The following is a 13,895-nucleotide window of genomic DNA, read 5'->3' on the forward strand; positions in this document are numbered from 1 at the left end:
ATGGCAGCCGAAGCGGGCACCGAAGCAGAGCGGGGTCAGCGGGAGGAGGCGCGACGGCTTCTGCCGACGCTCCTCGTCGCCGACCGGGACCGGCAGCTGCTCTCCCGCGTCCAGCACGAACTGGCCGACCAGGCACTGGAGATCACCGTCTGCCAGACCCTGCCGGAGCTCCTCGTGGAGGCCGCCGCCACACGCCCCGACACGGTCCTTCTGGACATCGGGCTCCCGGGCGCCGAACTGCCCTCCACTGTCCGCCTGTTGAGCCGGCGACTCGCTCTGGCCGTGGTCCTGGCCGCAGGGCCCGACCAGGGTGAGCTGATCTCGCTGGGCCTCGCCGCGGGAGCCGCCGCGTGCCTGCTCCGGCCCTACAGCCCTCTCGACCTGCTGCGCCTGGCCACGACAGGCCCCGCGCCGACCGGCCGGCAGCCGCTCCTCGTGACGTCCGGACTCTTGCGGGTGGGCGATCTCGAACTCGACCCGGTCGGCTACCAGTTCCGCCGCGGTGGCACCGCGACGATACTGCCGCTGCGCGAGTTCCAGCTCCTCGCCTGCCTGATGGCCAGGCCCAACCAGGTGATCAGCCGCGAGGCGCTGCTCGACCAGGTCTGGGGCAGCAGTTACGTCCCCGAGAGCAACACCCTCAGCGTCCACATCGGCCGCCTGCGCAAACGCCTGGCACAGCCGCCCGCCAGCTGCTGCACCATCGACGCCGTACGCGGCCTCGGGTACCGCCTCACCTGTCCGTGATCGACCGCACGTTCGTCACTTCGTAAACTGACCCGGTGGACGATGCAACGATGGGCGCTGTCACGGCTCCGGACGAGGCCTGCGAGGGCTCCCTCATCGGCCGTCCCCTCGGCCGCGCCGAGGCCGAAGAGCTCGCCCGCTCCCTCAAGGCGGTCGCCGACCCCACCCGGCTGCAGCTCCTGAGTCTGATCGCCTCCGACCCGGCGGGCGAAGCCTGCGTGTGCGACCTCGCCGACACCCTGGAGTTCACCCAGCCCACGGTCAGCCACCACCTGAAGATCCTGGTCGACGCGGGGCTCCTCACCCGGGAGAAGCGCGGCACATGGGCCTGGTACACGATCGTCCCCGAGCGCCTGCGCACGGTGGAGAGCCTTCTCGCCTGACCTCCCCTCGCCCGCCCCCGATTTCATGGACAGCCATCTGTCCGGCTGGGATTCTGGGGGCATGCCGACGTCACGGGCACAGGGACACGCCGCGGTGTGCACGCCCACACGAGGCATCGCCCTGGACCGGGCGACCGCTATACGCACGGCCGAGGTCCTGAGTGCCCTCGCCGACACCGACCGGCTGCGTGTGTTCAGCCTGCTCGCCCTCGCGGGCGCGGGTGAGGTGTGCGTGTGCCGCCTGGCAGAGGCCCTGCCGCAGCTGGGCCCCGAACTGCTCGACGCCCACCTGGAGGTGCTGCTGGGAGCCGGGCTTCTCGCCCGCCGCGGGCGCGACGGCTGGGCGCACTACCGCCTCACGAGCGATGGCCGGGCGCGCGCCACGGCTCTGCTCGGCAGCGCGCCTTCTCCCGCACTCGTGCCCTGATCCCGTCACCCGCCCTGTGCGGTGGACGTCAGGAACGCGGCCCGAGAAGGCCCGCGATCTCCCGGGCGGCGTCGCGGGCCGGGCGGCCGACGCCGATCAGGGTGGCGGAGGCGGGTCCGGTCCAGTCGCCGTAGCCGAGCAGGTGCAGGCGCGGCTCGTCCGCCGCGCGGGTCCCGACCGTGGTGATGTGCCCGCGTGAGCCCCGGAGTTGGAGCGGGGCGAGGTGGGAGAGCGTGGGCCTGAAGCCGGTGCACCAGATGACCGCGTCCGCTTCGGCGCGCGTCCCGTCGGCCCACTCCACGCCGTCCGAGGAGAGCCGGGCAAACATCGGTGAAGCCTTCAACAGGCCCGCATCACGGGCCTCGCGCACCGGCGGCACGGCGACGATGTCGCCCAGCGAGGCCACGCCGCCGGTGTCGGCACTGCCGCTCTCCAGAGCCTTGCGCCGCGCGGTGGCGGCGTCGAAGAGGGCGCGGCCGTCGATGTCGTCGGCGAGGAAACGCGGCGGGCGCCGGGTGACCCAGGTCAGTTCGGTGTCGTACGCGAGGTCGGCGGCGATCTGGGCGCCGGAGTTGCCGCCGCCGACGACCTCGACGCGCCGGCCCGCGAACTCGGCCGGGCTCCGGTACTCGACGGTGTGGAGCTGTTGTCCGGCGAACTCGGACCGGCCGGGCACGGCGGGAAGGAAGGGGCGCCACCAGGTGCCGGTCGCGCTGATCACCACGCGGGCCCGCCACACACCGGCGTCGCTCTCCACGCGCAGGAAGGCACCGTCCCGGTGCACCCCGTGCACCGATACGGGCCGCATGAGGGGCAGTTCGTAGCGGTGCTCGTACTCGCTCAGGTACGTGACGACGTGCGCGGCGTCCGGATACGTCTCCCCGATCTGTACGGGCATGGCGCTGCCCGGCAGTGAGGAGAAGGCCGCCGGGGAGAACAGGTGGAGCGAGTCCCAGGTGTGCTGCCAGGCGCCGCCGGGCGCGGACTGGGCGTCGAGGATGACGAAGTCCACGCCGAGGCGGCGCAGGTGGTAGCCGGCGGCGAGCCCTGCCTGGCCGCCGCCGATCACCACCACGTCCACGGTGCGCGTCACGGGGCCGTCGTCGCCGCGTGGGCGTCGAACTTCTTGCGCCAGGCCAGCGCCACGTACACGAGCGCGATCAGGACCGGCACCTCGATGAGCGGTCCGACGACGCCGGACAGGGCCTGGCCGGATGTGACGCCGAAGGTGGCGATGGCGACCGCGATGGCCAGCTCGAAGTTGTTGCCCGCCGCCGTGAAGGCGAGGGTCGCGGTGCGGTCGTAGGCGAGGCCGATGGCCTTGCCCAGCAGGAACGTACCGAAGAACATGATCGCGAAGTAGACAAGCAGCGGCAGTGCGATGCGGGCCACGTCCAGCGGCTGCGAAGTAATCGTCTTTCCCTGGAGGGCGAAGAGGATGACGATCGTGAACAGCAGGCCGTACAGCGCCCACGGGCCGATCTTCGGCAGGAAGTCGGCCTCGTAGCTCTCGCGGCCCAGCTTCTTCTCGCCGATCCGGCGGGTCAGGAAACCGGCCGCCAGGGGCACGCCGAGGAAGATGACCACGTTCAGGGCGATCTTCCACATCGAGATGTCCAGGTGCTCGCCCTCGCCCAGGCGGAGCCAGCCGGGCAGCAGGTCAAGGTAGAACCAGCCGAGCAGGCCGAACGCGATGACCTGGAAGACCGAGTTCAGGGCGACGAGGACGGCGGCGGCCTCGCGGTCGCCGCAGGCGAGGTCGTTCCAGATGATGACCATGGCGATGCAGCGGGCGAGCCCGACAATGATGAGGCCGGTGCGGTACTCGGGCAGGTCCGGCAGGAAGATCCACGCCAGTGCGAACATCACCGCGGGGCCGAGGATCCAGTTGATGACCAGCGACGAGACCATGAGCTTCTTGTCGCCGGTGACCGCGTCGAGCTTGTCGTAGCGGACCTTGGCAAGGACCGGATACATCATGATCAGCAGGCCGACGGCGATCGGCAGGGAGATGCCGCCGATCTCCACCTTGGCCAGGGCGTCGTTCAGGCCCGGGATCAGGCGGCCCAGGCCGAGACCGAGGGCCATGGCGAGCAGGATCCAGACGGCCAGGAAACGGTCGAGCGTCGACAGCTTCGCGACGACCGAGGAATCCTCGGTCGTCGCGGTGGTCGTGACTGCTTCGGTGCGGGTCACGGACAGGCCCTCTTGTTGTCGGCGGCGGTGCGGGCGCTCTCGGCCAGCTCGGTGAACTGGCCTGCGAGCTGGGCGATGACGTCCGGGCGCAGCTTGTAGTAGGTGAAGCGGCCGCACGGCTCGGTCTCCACGACCCCGGCCTCGCGCAGGACTCTCAGGTGGTTGGAGAGGTTGGTCTGGCGGGCGCCGGTCTCCTCCACCAGGTGGGTCGTGCACAGCGTCTCTTGGGCGAGCAGGGTCACGATCTGCAGCCTGAGCGGGTCGGCGAGGACCCGGATCAGATCAGTGTCGACTGACGTCATCATGGGCTGATACTGTCACATCATTCGGAGCTGATACCAGTCCGGGCTGACTCGCAGGGCCCGCCGAAAGGGTTCCCTCATGACCGCCTCTCCCCTCCCCCTCTTCTGAGGGGCATCGCCCAGGCCCTGGCCGAAGTGGGCGTCGACCTTGCCGATGCCCTCGGCACCTTGCCTGGCGCCTGAACGCTCCCACCCGTACGCCCTGTTGACCGCTCATCGCTACCGCTCATTGCCTGTGAAGGAAGACCTCATGACCGCCGCCCCCCTCGCCTCCGTACTCTTCGTCTGCGTCCACAACGCCGGGCGCTCGCAGATGGCCGCCGGATTCCTGACCCACCTCGCGGGCGACCGCGTCGAGGTCCGCTCCGCCGGGTCGATCCCCGGCGATCAGGTCAACCCGGCCGCGGTCGAGGCGATGAAGGAGGTCGGCGTCGACATCTCCGGCGCCAAGCCCAAGGTGCTGACCACCGAGGCCGTCCAGGCGTCCGATTACGTCATCACCATGGGCTGCGGGGATGCCTGCCCGGTCTTCCCCGGCAAGAAGTACCTCGACTGGGCGCTGGAAGACCCGGCCGGCCAGGGAGTCGACGCCGTACGGCCCATCCGCGACGAGATCAAGACCCGCATCGAGGCGCTTGTCGCCGAGATCGACGCCCGGCAGGAGGTGTGAGCGCGATGACCGGCAGAGACGGCATACGCGAGGTCGTCGTCATCGGCTCCGGTCCCGCCGGATACACCGCAGCCCTCTACACGCCCGCGCCGATCTGATACCCCTGCTCTTCGGCAGTTCGATCTTCGTGGGCGGGTCGCTGACCACGACCACCGAGGTCGAGAACTTCCCCGGCTTCCCCAAGGGGTCGACGGCCCGGTCCTCATGGAGAACATGCGGGCCCAGGCCGAGCGCTTCGGCGCCGAGATGGTCGACGACGACGCCGTCGAGGTGGACCTGATCGGCACCATCAAGACGGTCACCCGCTTCGCCAAGTCCGTGACGGTCGTTCACCGCCGCTCCGTCCTGCGAGCCTCCCAGGTCATGCAGAACCGCGCGTTCGCCGACGACAAGATCTCCTTCGCGTTCGACAGCGAGATCGCCGAGATCGCCGAGATCCACGAGGCGAACGGCAAGCTGTCCGGCCTGACCTTGCGCGACACCCTCACCGGCAGGACCCGCGACCGCGACGCGACGGGCCTGTTCATCGCGATCGGTCACGATCCGCGCACCGAACTCTTCCAGGGGCAGCTGGACTTGGACGACGAGGGCTACCTGAAGCCCATGACGGCGGTCGCTGACGGCGGCGAGGTCTACAACTACCGTGCGCTGCGGGACGAACTCCGCCTGCTGGACCACCGATTCACCACACACGGGGACACCGAGGTGGTGCTGCGCGCCTATCTGAGTGGGGCGAGAACCTCGTCGACCGGCTCGTGGGGATGTACGCGTTCGCCATCTGGGACGGCCGCCGCGAGCAACTGCTCCTCGTACGGGACCGCCTCGGCATCAAGCCCTTTACCTTCATCTCGCCGGCCACAGGCTCCTGTTCGCCTCCGAGACAAAGGCGATCCTCGCCCACCCCGCGGTGGACGCCGTCGTCGACCTGGACGGCCTGCGCGAACTGTTGACCTTCTCTGCCGGAGAGCCGCCGCGTTTCCGTATGACGGCAGGAGCACGGCCGCCGTGGTCGCCGCGAGGCTCAGTCGTGCGGCGCCTGTCCGCTCACGCGGTGGTCGGCATGGCTGAGCGCCTCCATGACCAGGCGCCTCAAGTGGCCGTCGGTCAGGCGGTAGTGGACGTGGCGGCCCTCGCGGCGGGTTTCGACGAGTCCGGCTAGGCGGAGTTTCGCCAGGTGCTGACTGACCGCGGTGCGGGAGGCGGCGCAGCGCTCGGCCAGCGAACCGACGTCCGACTCGCCCTCCCCCGGCTCCCCCGGCTCCCCCGGTTCTTCCAGCCCTTCCAGCGCGAGCAGCCACAGCAGGTGCAGCCGCGTCGGGTCCGAGAGCAGCGCGAACACCCGGGTCGCCTCAGCGAGACGGGCGGTGTCGGGTTCGCGCAGATGCGCATGAGGTGCAGCTGGGACGGGCTCGCGTATGGGCATACGCCCAGCCTAGAGCCGGGCGCCCGCAGGATGGCGCACCCTGAACTTTCATGTGCGCAGATGCGCACATGATGCGTACACTGGCAGGGCAGTCGACACTCGAACGGGGGCCCGCCGTATGCCGTCCGTCCTGTCCGTGCTGGGCAATCGCACCTACCGTCACCTCTTCACTGCCCAGGTCGTCGCCCTCACGGGCACCGGCCTGGCGACGGTGGCACTCAGCCTGCTCGCCTACGACATCGCGGGCGACAGCGCCGGTGAGGTGCTCGGCACCGCGCTCGCGATCAAGATGGCGGCGTACGTGCTCATCGCCCCGGCGATCGGAGCGTTCGCCGACCGGCTGCCGCGCCGCACGCTGATGGTGGGCGCCGACCTGATCCGGGCGGGGGTCGCGCTGTGTCTGCCGTTCGTCGGGCAGGTCTGGCAGGTCTACGTCCTGATCTTCCTGCTGCAGTCGGCGTCGGCGGCGTTCACCCCGGCCTTCCAGGCGGCCATCCCCGACGTGCTGCCCAACGAGCGCGACTACACGCAGGCGCTGTCGCTATCGCGGCTCGCCTACGACCTGGAGAGCCTGTTCAGTCCCGCGCTCGCCGGTCTGCTGCTGACCGCGATGACGTACAACTGGCTGTTCACCGGCACGGTGGTCGGCTTCCTCGGGTCAGCGGCGCTTGTCGTCTCCGTCGCGCTGCCGAAGCCGATCGCCGCCGCACCGCACACCGGTTCCGTCTATGCCAAGGCCACCGCAGGCAGCCGGCTCTTCTTCCAACTGCCGCAGCTGCGCTCCCTGTTGACGCTGAATCTCGCGGTTGCGGCGGCCAGTGCCATGGTGACCGTGAACTCCGTGGTGTACGTCCAGGGGGTCTTCGGCCTGTCCGCCGGGTCGGTGTCGCTCGCACTCGGGATGTACGGGGGCGGATCCATGGCCGTCGCGCTGGTGCTGCCCCGCGTCCTTGACCGCGTACGGGACCGGACCGTGATGCTGGGCGGGGCGCTGCTGCTCGTCGTCGTGTTCGCCGGGCTCGGGATCGTCACGGCCGGGACGGACGGGAGTTGGCGCTGGCCCGCGCTGCTCGTGGTCTGGGCGGCGTTCGGTGCCGCGTGCTCGATGGTGCTCACCCCGACGGGGCGGCTGATCCGGCGTGCGGCGCCGGAGCAGGAGCGTACGGCGGCGTTCGCGGCGCAGTTCTCGCTGTCGCACTCCTGCTGGCTCCTGACGTACCCGCTGGCGGGATGGCTGGGCGGGGCGGCAGGGCTCGGGTGGGCGGTGGCCGCCCTCGGGGGGATCGCGCTGGTCGCGGCCGTGGGGGCGGTGCGGTTGTGGCCGGCGCGGGGCGAGGAGGCGGTCCCGTACGTCGTGCACGAGCACGTCGGGCTCGCGCCCGATCACCCGCACCTCGTCAACGCCCGTGCTGTGGACGGCAGGTGGCGGCACAGTCACCTGGTCGTGGCGGACGGGCTGCACGCCCGACGCTGAGGTCACCGGCTGTCAGCGGGTTCTCAGTTCGTGGGGGCGAGGCCGCTGCGGTGGGCGAAGACGACGAGTTGGGCGCGGTCGCGGGCGGCGACCTTGATCATGGCCCGGTTCGCGTGCGTCTTGACGGTGGCGGGGCTGAGCACGAGTTGCGCGGCGATCTCGTCGTTGGACAGGCCGGTCGCCACGAGGGTGGTGATCTGCCGTTCCCGGTCGGTGAGGGAGTCCAGGGCGCGGCGGGCCGTCTCGTCGAGGGGGCGCGGCGCGGCGGGGGTGGCCAGGAACCGGCCGATGAGGGTGCGGGTCGCGGTCGGGGAGAGGAGCGCGTCGCCGCGGTCGACCGTGCGCAGGGCGTGCAGCAGCTCCTCGGCGTCGGCGCTCTTGCCGAGGAATCCGCTGGCCCCGGCGCGCAGCGCCTCGAAGACGTACTCGTCGATCTCGAACGTGGTGAGGATCAGGACCCGTACCCCGGCGAGGTCCTCGTCCGCGGTGATCTGCCGGGTCGCGGCGAGGCCGTCGAGGACCGGCATCCGGATGTCCATCAGGACGAGGTCGGCGCGGGCGGCCTTGGCCAGGCGCACCGCCTCGCGGCCGTCGCCCGCCTCGCCGACCACTTCCAGGTCGGGCGCCGGGTCGATGAGGGCCTTGAGGCCGGTGCGGACCAGCGGCTGGTCCTCGGCGATGACGACGCGGATGGTCATGGGCGGGACTCCGGGGTGGTCCGTGCGGCTGGTCGTGGCTGCGGCTGCGGGGATGTCGGCGCGAGGTCGAGGGGCTTGCGGGGCAGGGCCGCGGCCACCTGGAACGTGCCGTCCGCGCGCGGCCCCGCGGTGAACCGCCCGCCGAGGGCCAGAACGCGTTCGCGCATGCCGAGGATGCCGTGCCGGTCGGCGCGCTCCCCGTCCTGTCGTGGAGCGGCAATCCGGGAGCCCAAGTCGTCGACGGTGATGAGGAGTTCGTCGCCTTCGTAGGTGAGGGTGAGGCGGGCCCGCCGTGCGTCGGAGTGTTTGTAGACGTTGGTCAGCGACTCCTGGACGACCCGGTACGCCGTGAGATCGGCGGCGGGGGCGAGCGGGGTCACGGTGCCCTCGGTGCGGTGGTCGATGTCGAGGCCCGACGCGGTGAGGGAGGCGAGCAGGTCCGCGAGGCCGTCGAGGCCGGGTGCGGGGATGGCGGTGGGGGCGACGGCGTCGCCGGGGTGGCGCAACAGGCTGACCGTGTCGCGCAGTTCACCCAGTGCCTGGCGGCTGGCGGATTTCACGTGGTCGAGCGCCTCGCGGGCCGCCACGGTGTCACCGTCGAGGGCCTGCCCGGCGACGTTGGACTGCACGCTGATGAGGGCGAGTTGGTGTCCCACCGCGTCGTGCAGATCGCGGGCGATACGCAGCCGTTCCTCGGCGACGCGGCGCCGCGCGTCCTCCTCGCGCTCGCGTTCGGCGCGGGCCGCGCGGGCTTCGACCTCGGTGAGGTAGGCGCGGCGGTTGCGGGAGGAGTCGCCTGCGGCGATCGCCAGGCCGCCGAGCGCGATGAACGCGAGATTCTGCGGGCCGAGCAGCGCCGGTTCGTGGACGGCATGGATGAGGGCGAGCGCGGCGACCGCGCCCGCGCCGAGCACCAGTCCGGGCCGCCGTTCGACCAGGTCGGCCACGGTGTAGAGGGCGATCAACGGAGCGAGCAGGATCAGCTCCCCGCTGCCGCTGCCGCTCTTGGCGAGGAACACCTCGGCGGCGCCCGCGCTGACGGCGAGGGCCACCAGGGGGTGGCGGCGGCGCCAGGCAAGGGCCCCGCAGCCGAGCGCGGCGACGACGATCGCGACGGTCCGGTCGCCGCCCGGCCGGTCCGCGAACGCGGTCACCAGGGTGGCGGCGAACACGGCCACGGCGATCACCGCGTCCGCCAGATGCGCGTGCCGGCGCACGGCGCTGCGCAGGTGGGCGAGGACGGCGGTCATGTGTTCACGATAGGCGCGCCCCCACCGCCAGACGTCGGCCCTACGCGTCAGGCCCGCCTACCGCGCACGCGGTAGCCCGCCCGACGATCACCGCGTGCACGGCAGCCGCGCTTACCGTGCCCGGGCGATGACGCGCGGCGCCGCCGTCGGGAGGGTGAGTGTGGCGCCGGAGGAAAGGTGAGCACGGCGCCGGAACGGGCCTGCACCATCCGCGCCACCACGGGCACACCACGTCGGCGGGCCTCGGACGTGCCCCGTCCATAGGACCCGGCGTACCCCCTCCGCAGACCCCGACGCACCTCACCCGCGACACCCCGAACAGGAGACCCCCGACGCACCTCACGCAGGCACGACGCCGGAACGGGCCCGCACCATCCGCTCCACCACGGGCACACCGCGCCGGCGGGCCGCCGTCCTGCCTCGCACATAGGGCCCGGCGTACCCCGTCCGCAGATCCGACCTACCTCATCGGCGACACCCCGAAGAGGAGACCCGATGCACCTCACGCAGGCACAGCGCCGGAACGGGCCTGCACCATCCGCGCCACCACGGGCACACCACGTCGCAGCCCTCGGGCGTGCCCCGTCCATAGGACCCGGCGTACCCCCGTCCCCAGACCCCGACGCACCTCACCCGCGACACCCCGAACAGGAGACCCCCGATGCACCTCACGCACCCCACCCCCACTGAACCGTCCACGCCCCGCCGCCCGCACACGACCTCGGGGGCCGCACGATGAGCGGCGGCGGCATCGCGGTGGACGGACTCACCAAGCGGTATGGCACGGTCACCGCGGTCGACGGTCTGACCTTCGAGGTCGAGCCCGGCGTGGTGACCGGGTTCCTCGGCCCCAACGGCGCGGGCAAGACGACCACCCTGCGCATGCTGCTCGGCCTGGTGACACCCACCGCGGGCCGGGCGCTGATCGACGGCCACCGGTACGCCGAGCTGAGCGAGCCCCGCCGGGCCGTCGGCGCGGTCCTGGAGGCGACCGGCTTCCACCCCGGCCGCCGCGGCCGCGACCACCTGCGGATTCTCGCGAGCGCGGCCGGAATCCCGTACGCGCGAGTCGATGAAGTGCTTGAACGGGTGGGCCTGACCGACGCCGCGAACCGGCGCGTGGGCGGCTACTCGCTCGGCATGCGCCAGCGCCTGGGCCTCGCCTCCGCCCTGCTCGGCGACCCGCGGGTACTCGTCCTCGACGAACCCGCCAACGGCCTCGACCCGGCCGGTATGGCCGAACTACGGGCCCTGCTGGGCGAGTTGGCCGCCGAAAACCGCACGGTCCTGATGTCCAGCCACGTACTGAGCGAAGTGGCGCAGACCGTCGACCGCGTCGTCATCGTCGCCGGCGGCACGCTGCGCTACGCGGGCCCGCTGGCAGACCTGACGCACGCGAAGGGAGAGACGCTGGAAGCCGCGTTCCTCCGGCTGACCGCACCCCCAAAAACCCCGGGCACCGGCACGGCCGCCACCGTGCCCACCCGCAGCTGAGCCCGAGGAGCACACGACATGCACACCCTCATCCGTACGACCCGTACCGAACTGCTGAAGCTGCGCACCGTGCGCAGCCCGTGGCTGCTCCTCGCTGCCTCCCCGCTGCTGGTCGTCGCGGGCACGAGCGGCCTGGTCGTCTCCGGTGAGAGGCCGCTCGACGCGACCGCACAGAGCCAGGCGCTCGCCCACGTCGGCCTGGCCTCGCTGTTCACGCTGGTCTTGGGGATCCTCGCCGTCGCCGGGGAGTACCGGCACCAGACGATCACGGACACGTATCTGAGCACTCCCGCGCGCGGGCCTGTCATCGGGGCGAAGCTCCTGGTGTACGCGGCCCTCGGCGCCCTGGCCGGGGTGGCCGCCGGTCTCGTCGGCCTCGGTGTCGCGGCCGCCTGGTGGGCGGGCAAGGGTGCCTCCTTCGCCTGGGCGGACGCGGAGATGTGGACGACGATCGGCGGCGGCATCGCGTGGAGCGCGGCGTTCGCCGCCATCGGTGTCGGTGCCGGCGCGCTGATCCGCAACCTGATCGGCGCGATCGCCGCCGCACTGGCCTGGGTCGCCCTGGTCGAGGGCATCGTCGGCCAGCTGATCGGCGACTTCGCCCGCTGGCTGCCCTTCAACGCGGGCCAGGCCCTGGGCGCCGCGGCCGAGCCCATGATGAACAGCGACCTGCTGCCCCGCTGGGGCGGCGGCGGGGTCCTGGCCGCCTACACGCTCGTGTTCGCGGTGCTCGCCGTCACCACGAGCATGCGGCGCGACGTGTCCTGACAGGGCGAGGGTCAGGCCCCCTTGCGGAAGACGAGCACCTCGGTGGTGGCGACGCCCATGGGCGCCTGGAAGCTGGCCTCCAGGCCGCAGCCGAGGGTCGCGAAGAGGTCCACGCATGTCCGGCGGGGCATGGCGGCCGGGTAGGAGTCGTGTCCCGCGCCGCCCTGCGTCGCCCAGGCGCGCATCGCGGCCGGGTCCAGGCAGGTCTCCGTCATGACGTCGAAGACGATCCGGCCACCGGGGCGCGTGACGCGTGCCATCTCGAAGAAGTAGCGGGAGGCGCCGAGGAAGGTCAGGGTGTTGAAGACCTTGTGGGCCTGTACGAGGTCGACGCCGGCGTCCGGTGTCGGGGCGAGGCTGCTTCCGGCGGTCGGCCTGGCGACCACGCCGAAGGTGTCCACCAGGTAGTCGGCCCAGGGCGCCGCCGTCTCGTAGATCTCGTAGCGGCCCGGCGAACACTCCTTCAGCGTCTTCTCCAGATACCGGCCGGACCCGGGGCCGATCTCAAGGACCGTGTCCGGGGCGGCGGCGAAGACGCCGAGAGCGCGTAGTTCATCGATGGTGGACTGAGTGGCGCCAGGCGTCCCGTTCATGACCTCGTCGATGTAGTCGCCGACCGACAGACCTGCCGCCCGTGCGGCCCGCATCGTCGCCTCGAACGGGATGAAATCGTCCACTCCACCCCGGGGGTTGGTGCTGCGCACGATGTCGAACCCGGCACGCCCCAAGAGCCGCTTGACCCCGGACTTCAACGCCGACGTCCCCTTCCTCGCCGCCCTCATCGGCCCTGCCCCTTCCGAGCCGCCAGCGCCGCCGCGAGCCGGGGCGCGGCGAACGCCGTCCCGCAGGTGAACCGCATCAGCGGCCCGAACGTCGCCGCCGCCTGGATCCCGGTGAAGTAGAGCCCGGGTACCGAGGAGGCGAACCCGGCGTCCAGGCGGGGATAGCCGGCGGTACGGGCGAGCCGGGCCCGCAGGGCGGGGTCGAGGAAGTCGACGGCGTCCAGGCGTACGCGGTACCCGGTGGCCGCCAGCACATGCCCGGTGTGCAGGGTGTGCGTGCGTCCCTGCATGTCCCGGGTCGTCAGCTCGACGCCGTCGCCGCAGGCCCTTGCCCCGGTGATCCGCCGCCCCAGCAGGGTGGGCACGACGCCGTCCAGGCGCGGCTTGAGCCACCACGCCCCGAACGGTCCAAGGGCCCGGCGCACCAGCTTCAGCCGCGCCTCCCGCGGCAGATACCGGAACGCGGCCGCGTGGTGCACCACCCCGTACAGGCCCCACGAGCGCCCGAGCGGCGTGTCCGGCTGCCAGTGCGGCGGCGGCGTGGGCCCGGCCCCGAACGCCAACTCCCGCGTACGGGCGAGGAGTCGCACCTGGGCACCGGCCTCGTGGAGCAGCGCCGCGCTCTCCTGCGCCGACTGCCCGGCCCCGACCACGACCACCTCGCGGCCCGCGAACACCCCCAGGTCGGGATGGTCGCAGGCGTGCGAGACGAGCCCGTCGGCCACCAGCGGAGCGAGCGCGCCCGGCACGTGCGCGAACCCGTCCATCCCGCTGGCCACGACCACGGCGGGCGCCCGCACCTCCTCCCCGGACGACAGCTTGACCCGGAACCCGTCGGACTGCCGGGCCACCCCGAGTACCCGGACGTCCTCCACCTCCGGCACCAACTGCTCGGCGAACCAGCGCCCGTAGCGCACGAACAGCTCCACCGGCACGGTGTCGTGCCCGCTCAGGACGGGCTCACCCGCCTGCCGGCAGTACCCCTCCAGCGTGAAACCCGGATCGGGCGCCGACAGCATCGACGCGCTCGGCGGCGACTTGAGCAGCATGCCCTTGGGCATGTTCCGGTCCCAGCTCGCCATCGGCGAGCCGAAGACCCTGACCTTCAGGCCGCGCCCCTTCAGGTGCGCGGCGGTGGACAGGCCGTACGGGCCCGCCCCGATGACAACGGCAGATGCGGTGGTACGAGACACGAGAATCCCCTCCTGACGCGGCGGACCGAAAGCATGCTCGGGCAGGCCGCGTACCGGCATGGACGTGTGATGGGTGCGGCGGGAGCCT

At 71.9% G+C, this 13,895-nt stretch carries 15 protein-coding genes and 2 pseudogenes; 9 read left to right on the forward strand and 8 right to left on the reverse strand.

All coding sequences use genetic code 11. The features are described from left to right. The 3 genes from AB0G47_RS06330 to AB0G47_RS06340 all read left to right on the forward strand — a co-directional run bounded on the left by AB0G47_RS06330 (position 1) and on the right by AB0G47_RS06340 (position 1,557). Positions 1-747, forward strand: a complete 747-nt coding sequence (locus AB0G47_RS06330; protein ID WP_360764609.1) for a response regulator transcription factor — start codon at positions 1-3, stop codon at positions 745-747. A 35-nt stretch (positions 748-782) separates the two neighbouring features. Beyond that, positions 783-1,130 (forward strand): metalloregulator ArsR/SmtB family transcription factor, encoded by a 348-nt coding sequence (locus AB0G47_RS06335; protein ID WP_360764611.1) that lies wholly within the window; start codon positions 783-785, stop codon positions 1,128-1,130. A gap of 61 nt (positions 1,131-1,191) precedes the next feature. Then, positions 1,192-1,557 (forward strand): hypothetical protein, encoded by a 366-nt coding sequence (locus AB0G47_RS06340; RefSeq protein ID WP_360764613.1) that lies wholly within the window; start codon positions 1,192-1,194, stop codon positions 1,555-1,557. A gap of 28 nt (positions 1,558-1,585) precedes the next feature. Here AB0G47_RS06340 and AB0G47_RS06345 read toward each other — a convergent pair whose 3' ends face one another. From AB0G47_RS06345 to AB0G47_RS06355, 3 genes are read right to left on the reverse strand one after another with little or no spacing between them, the layout of a single operon-like run. Beyond that, on the reverse strand, positions 1,586-2,650 hold the full coding sequence (locus AB0G47_RS06345; RefSeq protein WP_360764615.1) for an ArsO family NAD(P)H-dependent flavin-containing monooxygenase: 1,065 nt from the start codon (positions 2,648-2,650) through the stop codon (positions 1,586-1,588). Beyond that, a complete protein-coding gene (gene arsB, locus AB0G47_RS06350) occupies positions 2,647-3,753 on the reverse strand; it encodes an ACR3 family arsenite efflux transporter (RefSeq protein ID WP_360764617.1) in 1,107 nt (368 codons plus the stop codon). The genes AB0G47_RS06345 and arsB overlap by 4 nt, the downstream gene beginning before the upstream one ends. After that, on the reverse strand, positions 3,750-4,058 hold the full coding sequence (locus tag AB0G47_RS06355) for a metalloregulator ArsR/SmtB family transcription factor (RefSeq protein ID WP_360764619.1): 309 nt from the start codon (positions 4,056-4,058) through the stop codon (positions 3,750-3,752). The genes arsB and AB0G47_RS06355 overlap by 4 nt, the downstream gene beginning before the upstream one ends. Before the next feature lie 247 nt (positions 4,059-4,305). Here AB0G47_RS06355 and AB0G47_RS06360 point away from each other — a divergent pair, with 247 nt between their 5' ends. The 3 genes and pseudogenes from AB0G47_RS06360 to AB0G47_RS06370 all read left to right on the forward strand — a co-directional run bounded on the left by AB0G47_RS06360 (position 4,306) and on the right by AB0G47_RS06370 (position 5,675). Beyond that, the gene (locus tag AB0G47_RS06360; protein WP_360764620.1) at positions 4,306-4,725 is read left to right on the forward strand and encodes an arsenate reductase ArsC; all 420 of its coding nucleotides are present in this window, start codon (positions 4,306-4,308) and stop codon (positions 4,723-4,725) included. A 5-nt stretch (positions 4,726-4,730) separates the two neighbouring features. Further along, positions 4,731-5,325: pseudogene (locus AB0G47_RS06365) on the forward strand (thioredoxin-disulfide reductase); the annotation flags it as partial. 3 nt (positions 5,326-5,328) lie between these two features. Then, positions 5,329-5,675, forward strand: a pseudogene (locus AB0G47_RS06370) (hypothetical protein). A 71-nt stretch (positions 5,676-5,746) separates the two neighbouring features. Here AB0G47_RS06370 and AB0G47_RS06375 read toward each other — a convergent pair. Further along, positions 5,747-6,148, reverse strand: coding sequence for a metalloregulator ArsR/SmtB family transcription factor (locus AB0G47_RS06375; protein ID WP_360764622.1), 402 nt, complete (start codon positions 6,146-6,148; stop codon positions 5,747-5,749). Between the two features lie 118 nt (positions 6,149-6,266). Here AB0G47_RS06375 and AB0G47_RS06380 point away from each other — a divergent pair, with 118 nt between their 5' ends. Beyond that, positions 6,267-7,622, forward strand: a complete 1,356-nt coding sequence (locus tag AB0G47_RS06380; protein WP_360764624.1) for an MFS transporter — start codon at positions 6,267-6,269, stop codon at positions 7,620-7,622. 23 nt (positions 7,623-7,645) lie between these two features. Here AB0G47_RS06380 and AB0G47_RS06385 read toward each other — a convergent pair whose 3' ends face one another. Continuing rightward, positions 7,646-8,320 (reverse strand): response regulator transcription factor, encoded by a 675-nt coding sequence (locus AB0G47_RS06385; RefSeq protein WP_360764626.1) that lies wholly within the window; start codon positions 8,318-8,320, stop codon positions 7,646-7,648. After that, positions 8,317-9,570, reverse strand: a complete 1,254-nt coding sequence (locus AB0G47_RS06390; RefSeq protein WP_360764628.1) for a sensor histidine kinase — start codon at positions 9,568-9,570, stop codon at positions 8,317-8,319. The genes AB0G47_RS06385 and AB0G47_RS06390 overlap by 4 nt, the downstream gene beginning before the upstream one ends. Positions 9,571-10,305: 735 nt before the next feature. Here AB0G47_RS06390 and AB0G47_RS06395 point away from each other — a divergent pair. Both AB0G47_RS06395 and AB0G47_RS06400 read left to right on the forward strand, forming a co-directional pair. After that, on the forward strand, positions 10,306-11,064 hold the full coding sequence (locus AB0G47_RS06395; RefSeq protein ID WP_360764630.1) for an ATP-binding cassette domain-containing protein: 759 nt from the start codon (positions 10,306-10,308) through the stop codon (positions 11,062-11,064). 18 nt (positions 11,065-11,082) lie between these two features. Beyond that, positions 11,083-11,832 carry a hypothetical protein gene (locus tag AB0G47_RS06400; RefSeq protein ID WP_360764631.1) on the forward strand — a complete coding sequence of 250 codons (750 nt, stop codon included), beginning with the start codon at positions 11,083-11,085 and terminating at the stop codon, positions 11,830-11,832. An 11-nt stretch (positions 11,833-11,843) separates the two neighbouring features. Here AB0G47_RS06400 and AB0G47_RS06405 read toward each other — a convergent pair whose 3' ends face one another. Together AB0G47_RS06405 and AB0G47_RS06410 are read right to left on the reverse strand one after the other, a co-directional pair. Then, positions 11,844-12,614 (reverse strand): class I SAM-dependent methyltransferase, encoded by a 771-nt coding sequence (locus tag AB0G47_RS06405; RefSeq protein WP_360764632.1) that lies wholly within the window; start codon positions 12,612-12,614, stop codon positions 11,844-11,846. Next, complete coding sequence (locus tag AB0G47_RS06410; protein WP_360764634.1) at positions 12,611-13,807, reverse strand: NAD(P)-binding domain-containing protein; 1,197 nt, start codon at positions 13,805-13,807, stop codon at positions 12,611-12,613. The genes AB0G47_RS06405 and AB0G47_RS06410 overlap by 4 nt, the downstream gene beginning before the upstream one ends. Positions 13,808-13,895 lie beyond the last annotated feature (88 nt).

Origin of the sequence: Streptomyces sp. NPDC021622 (assembly GCF_040640795.1) — a bacterium.
Taxonomy (GTDB): domain Bacteria; phylum Actinomycetota; class Actinomycetes; order Streptomycetales; family Streptomycetaceae; genus Streptomyces.

Bases quoted from the DNA above. Each gene is read 5' to 3' on its own strand.
- AB0G47_RS06390 (WP_360764628.1), bottom strand. From the start codon at position 9,570: ATGACCGCCGTCCTCGCCCACCTGCGCAGCGCCGTGCGCCGGCACGCG.
- AB0G47_RS06385 (WP_360764626.1), bottom strand. From the start codon at position 8,320: ATGACCATCCGCGTCGTCATCGCCGAGGACCAGCCGCTGGTCCGCACC.
- AB0G47_RS06380 (WP_360764624.1), top strand. From the start codon at position 6,267: ATGCCGTCCGTCCTGTCCGTGCTGGGCAATCGCACCTACCGTCACCTC.
- AB0G47_RS06360 (WP_360764620.1), top strand. From the start codon at position 4,306: ATGACCGCCGCCCCCCTCGCCTCCGTACTCTTCGTCTGCGTCCACAAC.
- AB0G47_RS06340 (WP_360764613.1), top strand. From the start codon at position 1,192: ATGCCGACGTCACGGGCACAGGGACACGCCGCGGTGTGCACGCCCACA.
- AB0G47_RS06330 (WP_360764609.1), top strand. From the start codon at position 1: ATGGCAGCCGAAGCGGGCACCGAAGCAGAGCGGGGTCAGCGGGAGGAG.
- AB0G47_RS06405 (WP_360764632.1), bottom strand. From the start codon at position 12,614: ATGAGGGCGGCGAGGAAGGGGACGTCGGCGTTGAAGTCCGGGGTCAAG.
- AB0G47_RS06375 (WP_360764622.1), bottom strand. From the start codon at position 6,148: ATGCCCATACGCGAGCCCGTCCCAGCTGCACCTCATGCGCATCTGCGC.
- AB0G47_RS06395 (WP_360764630.1), top strand. From the start codon at position 10,306: ATGAGCGGCGGCGGCATCGCGGTGGACGGACTCACCAAGCGGTATGGC.
- AB0G47_RS06400 (WP_360764631.1), top strand. From the start codon at position 11,083: ATGCACACCCTCATCCGTACGACCCGTACCGAACTGCTGAAGCTGCGC.
- AB0G47_RS06355 (WP_360764619.1), bottom strand. From the start codon at position 4,058: ATGATGACGTCAGTCGACACTGATCTGATCCGGGTCCTCGCCGACCCG.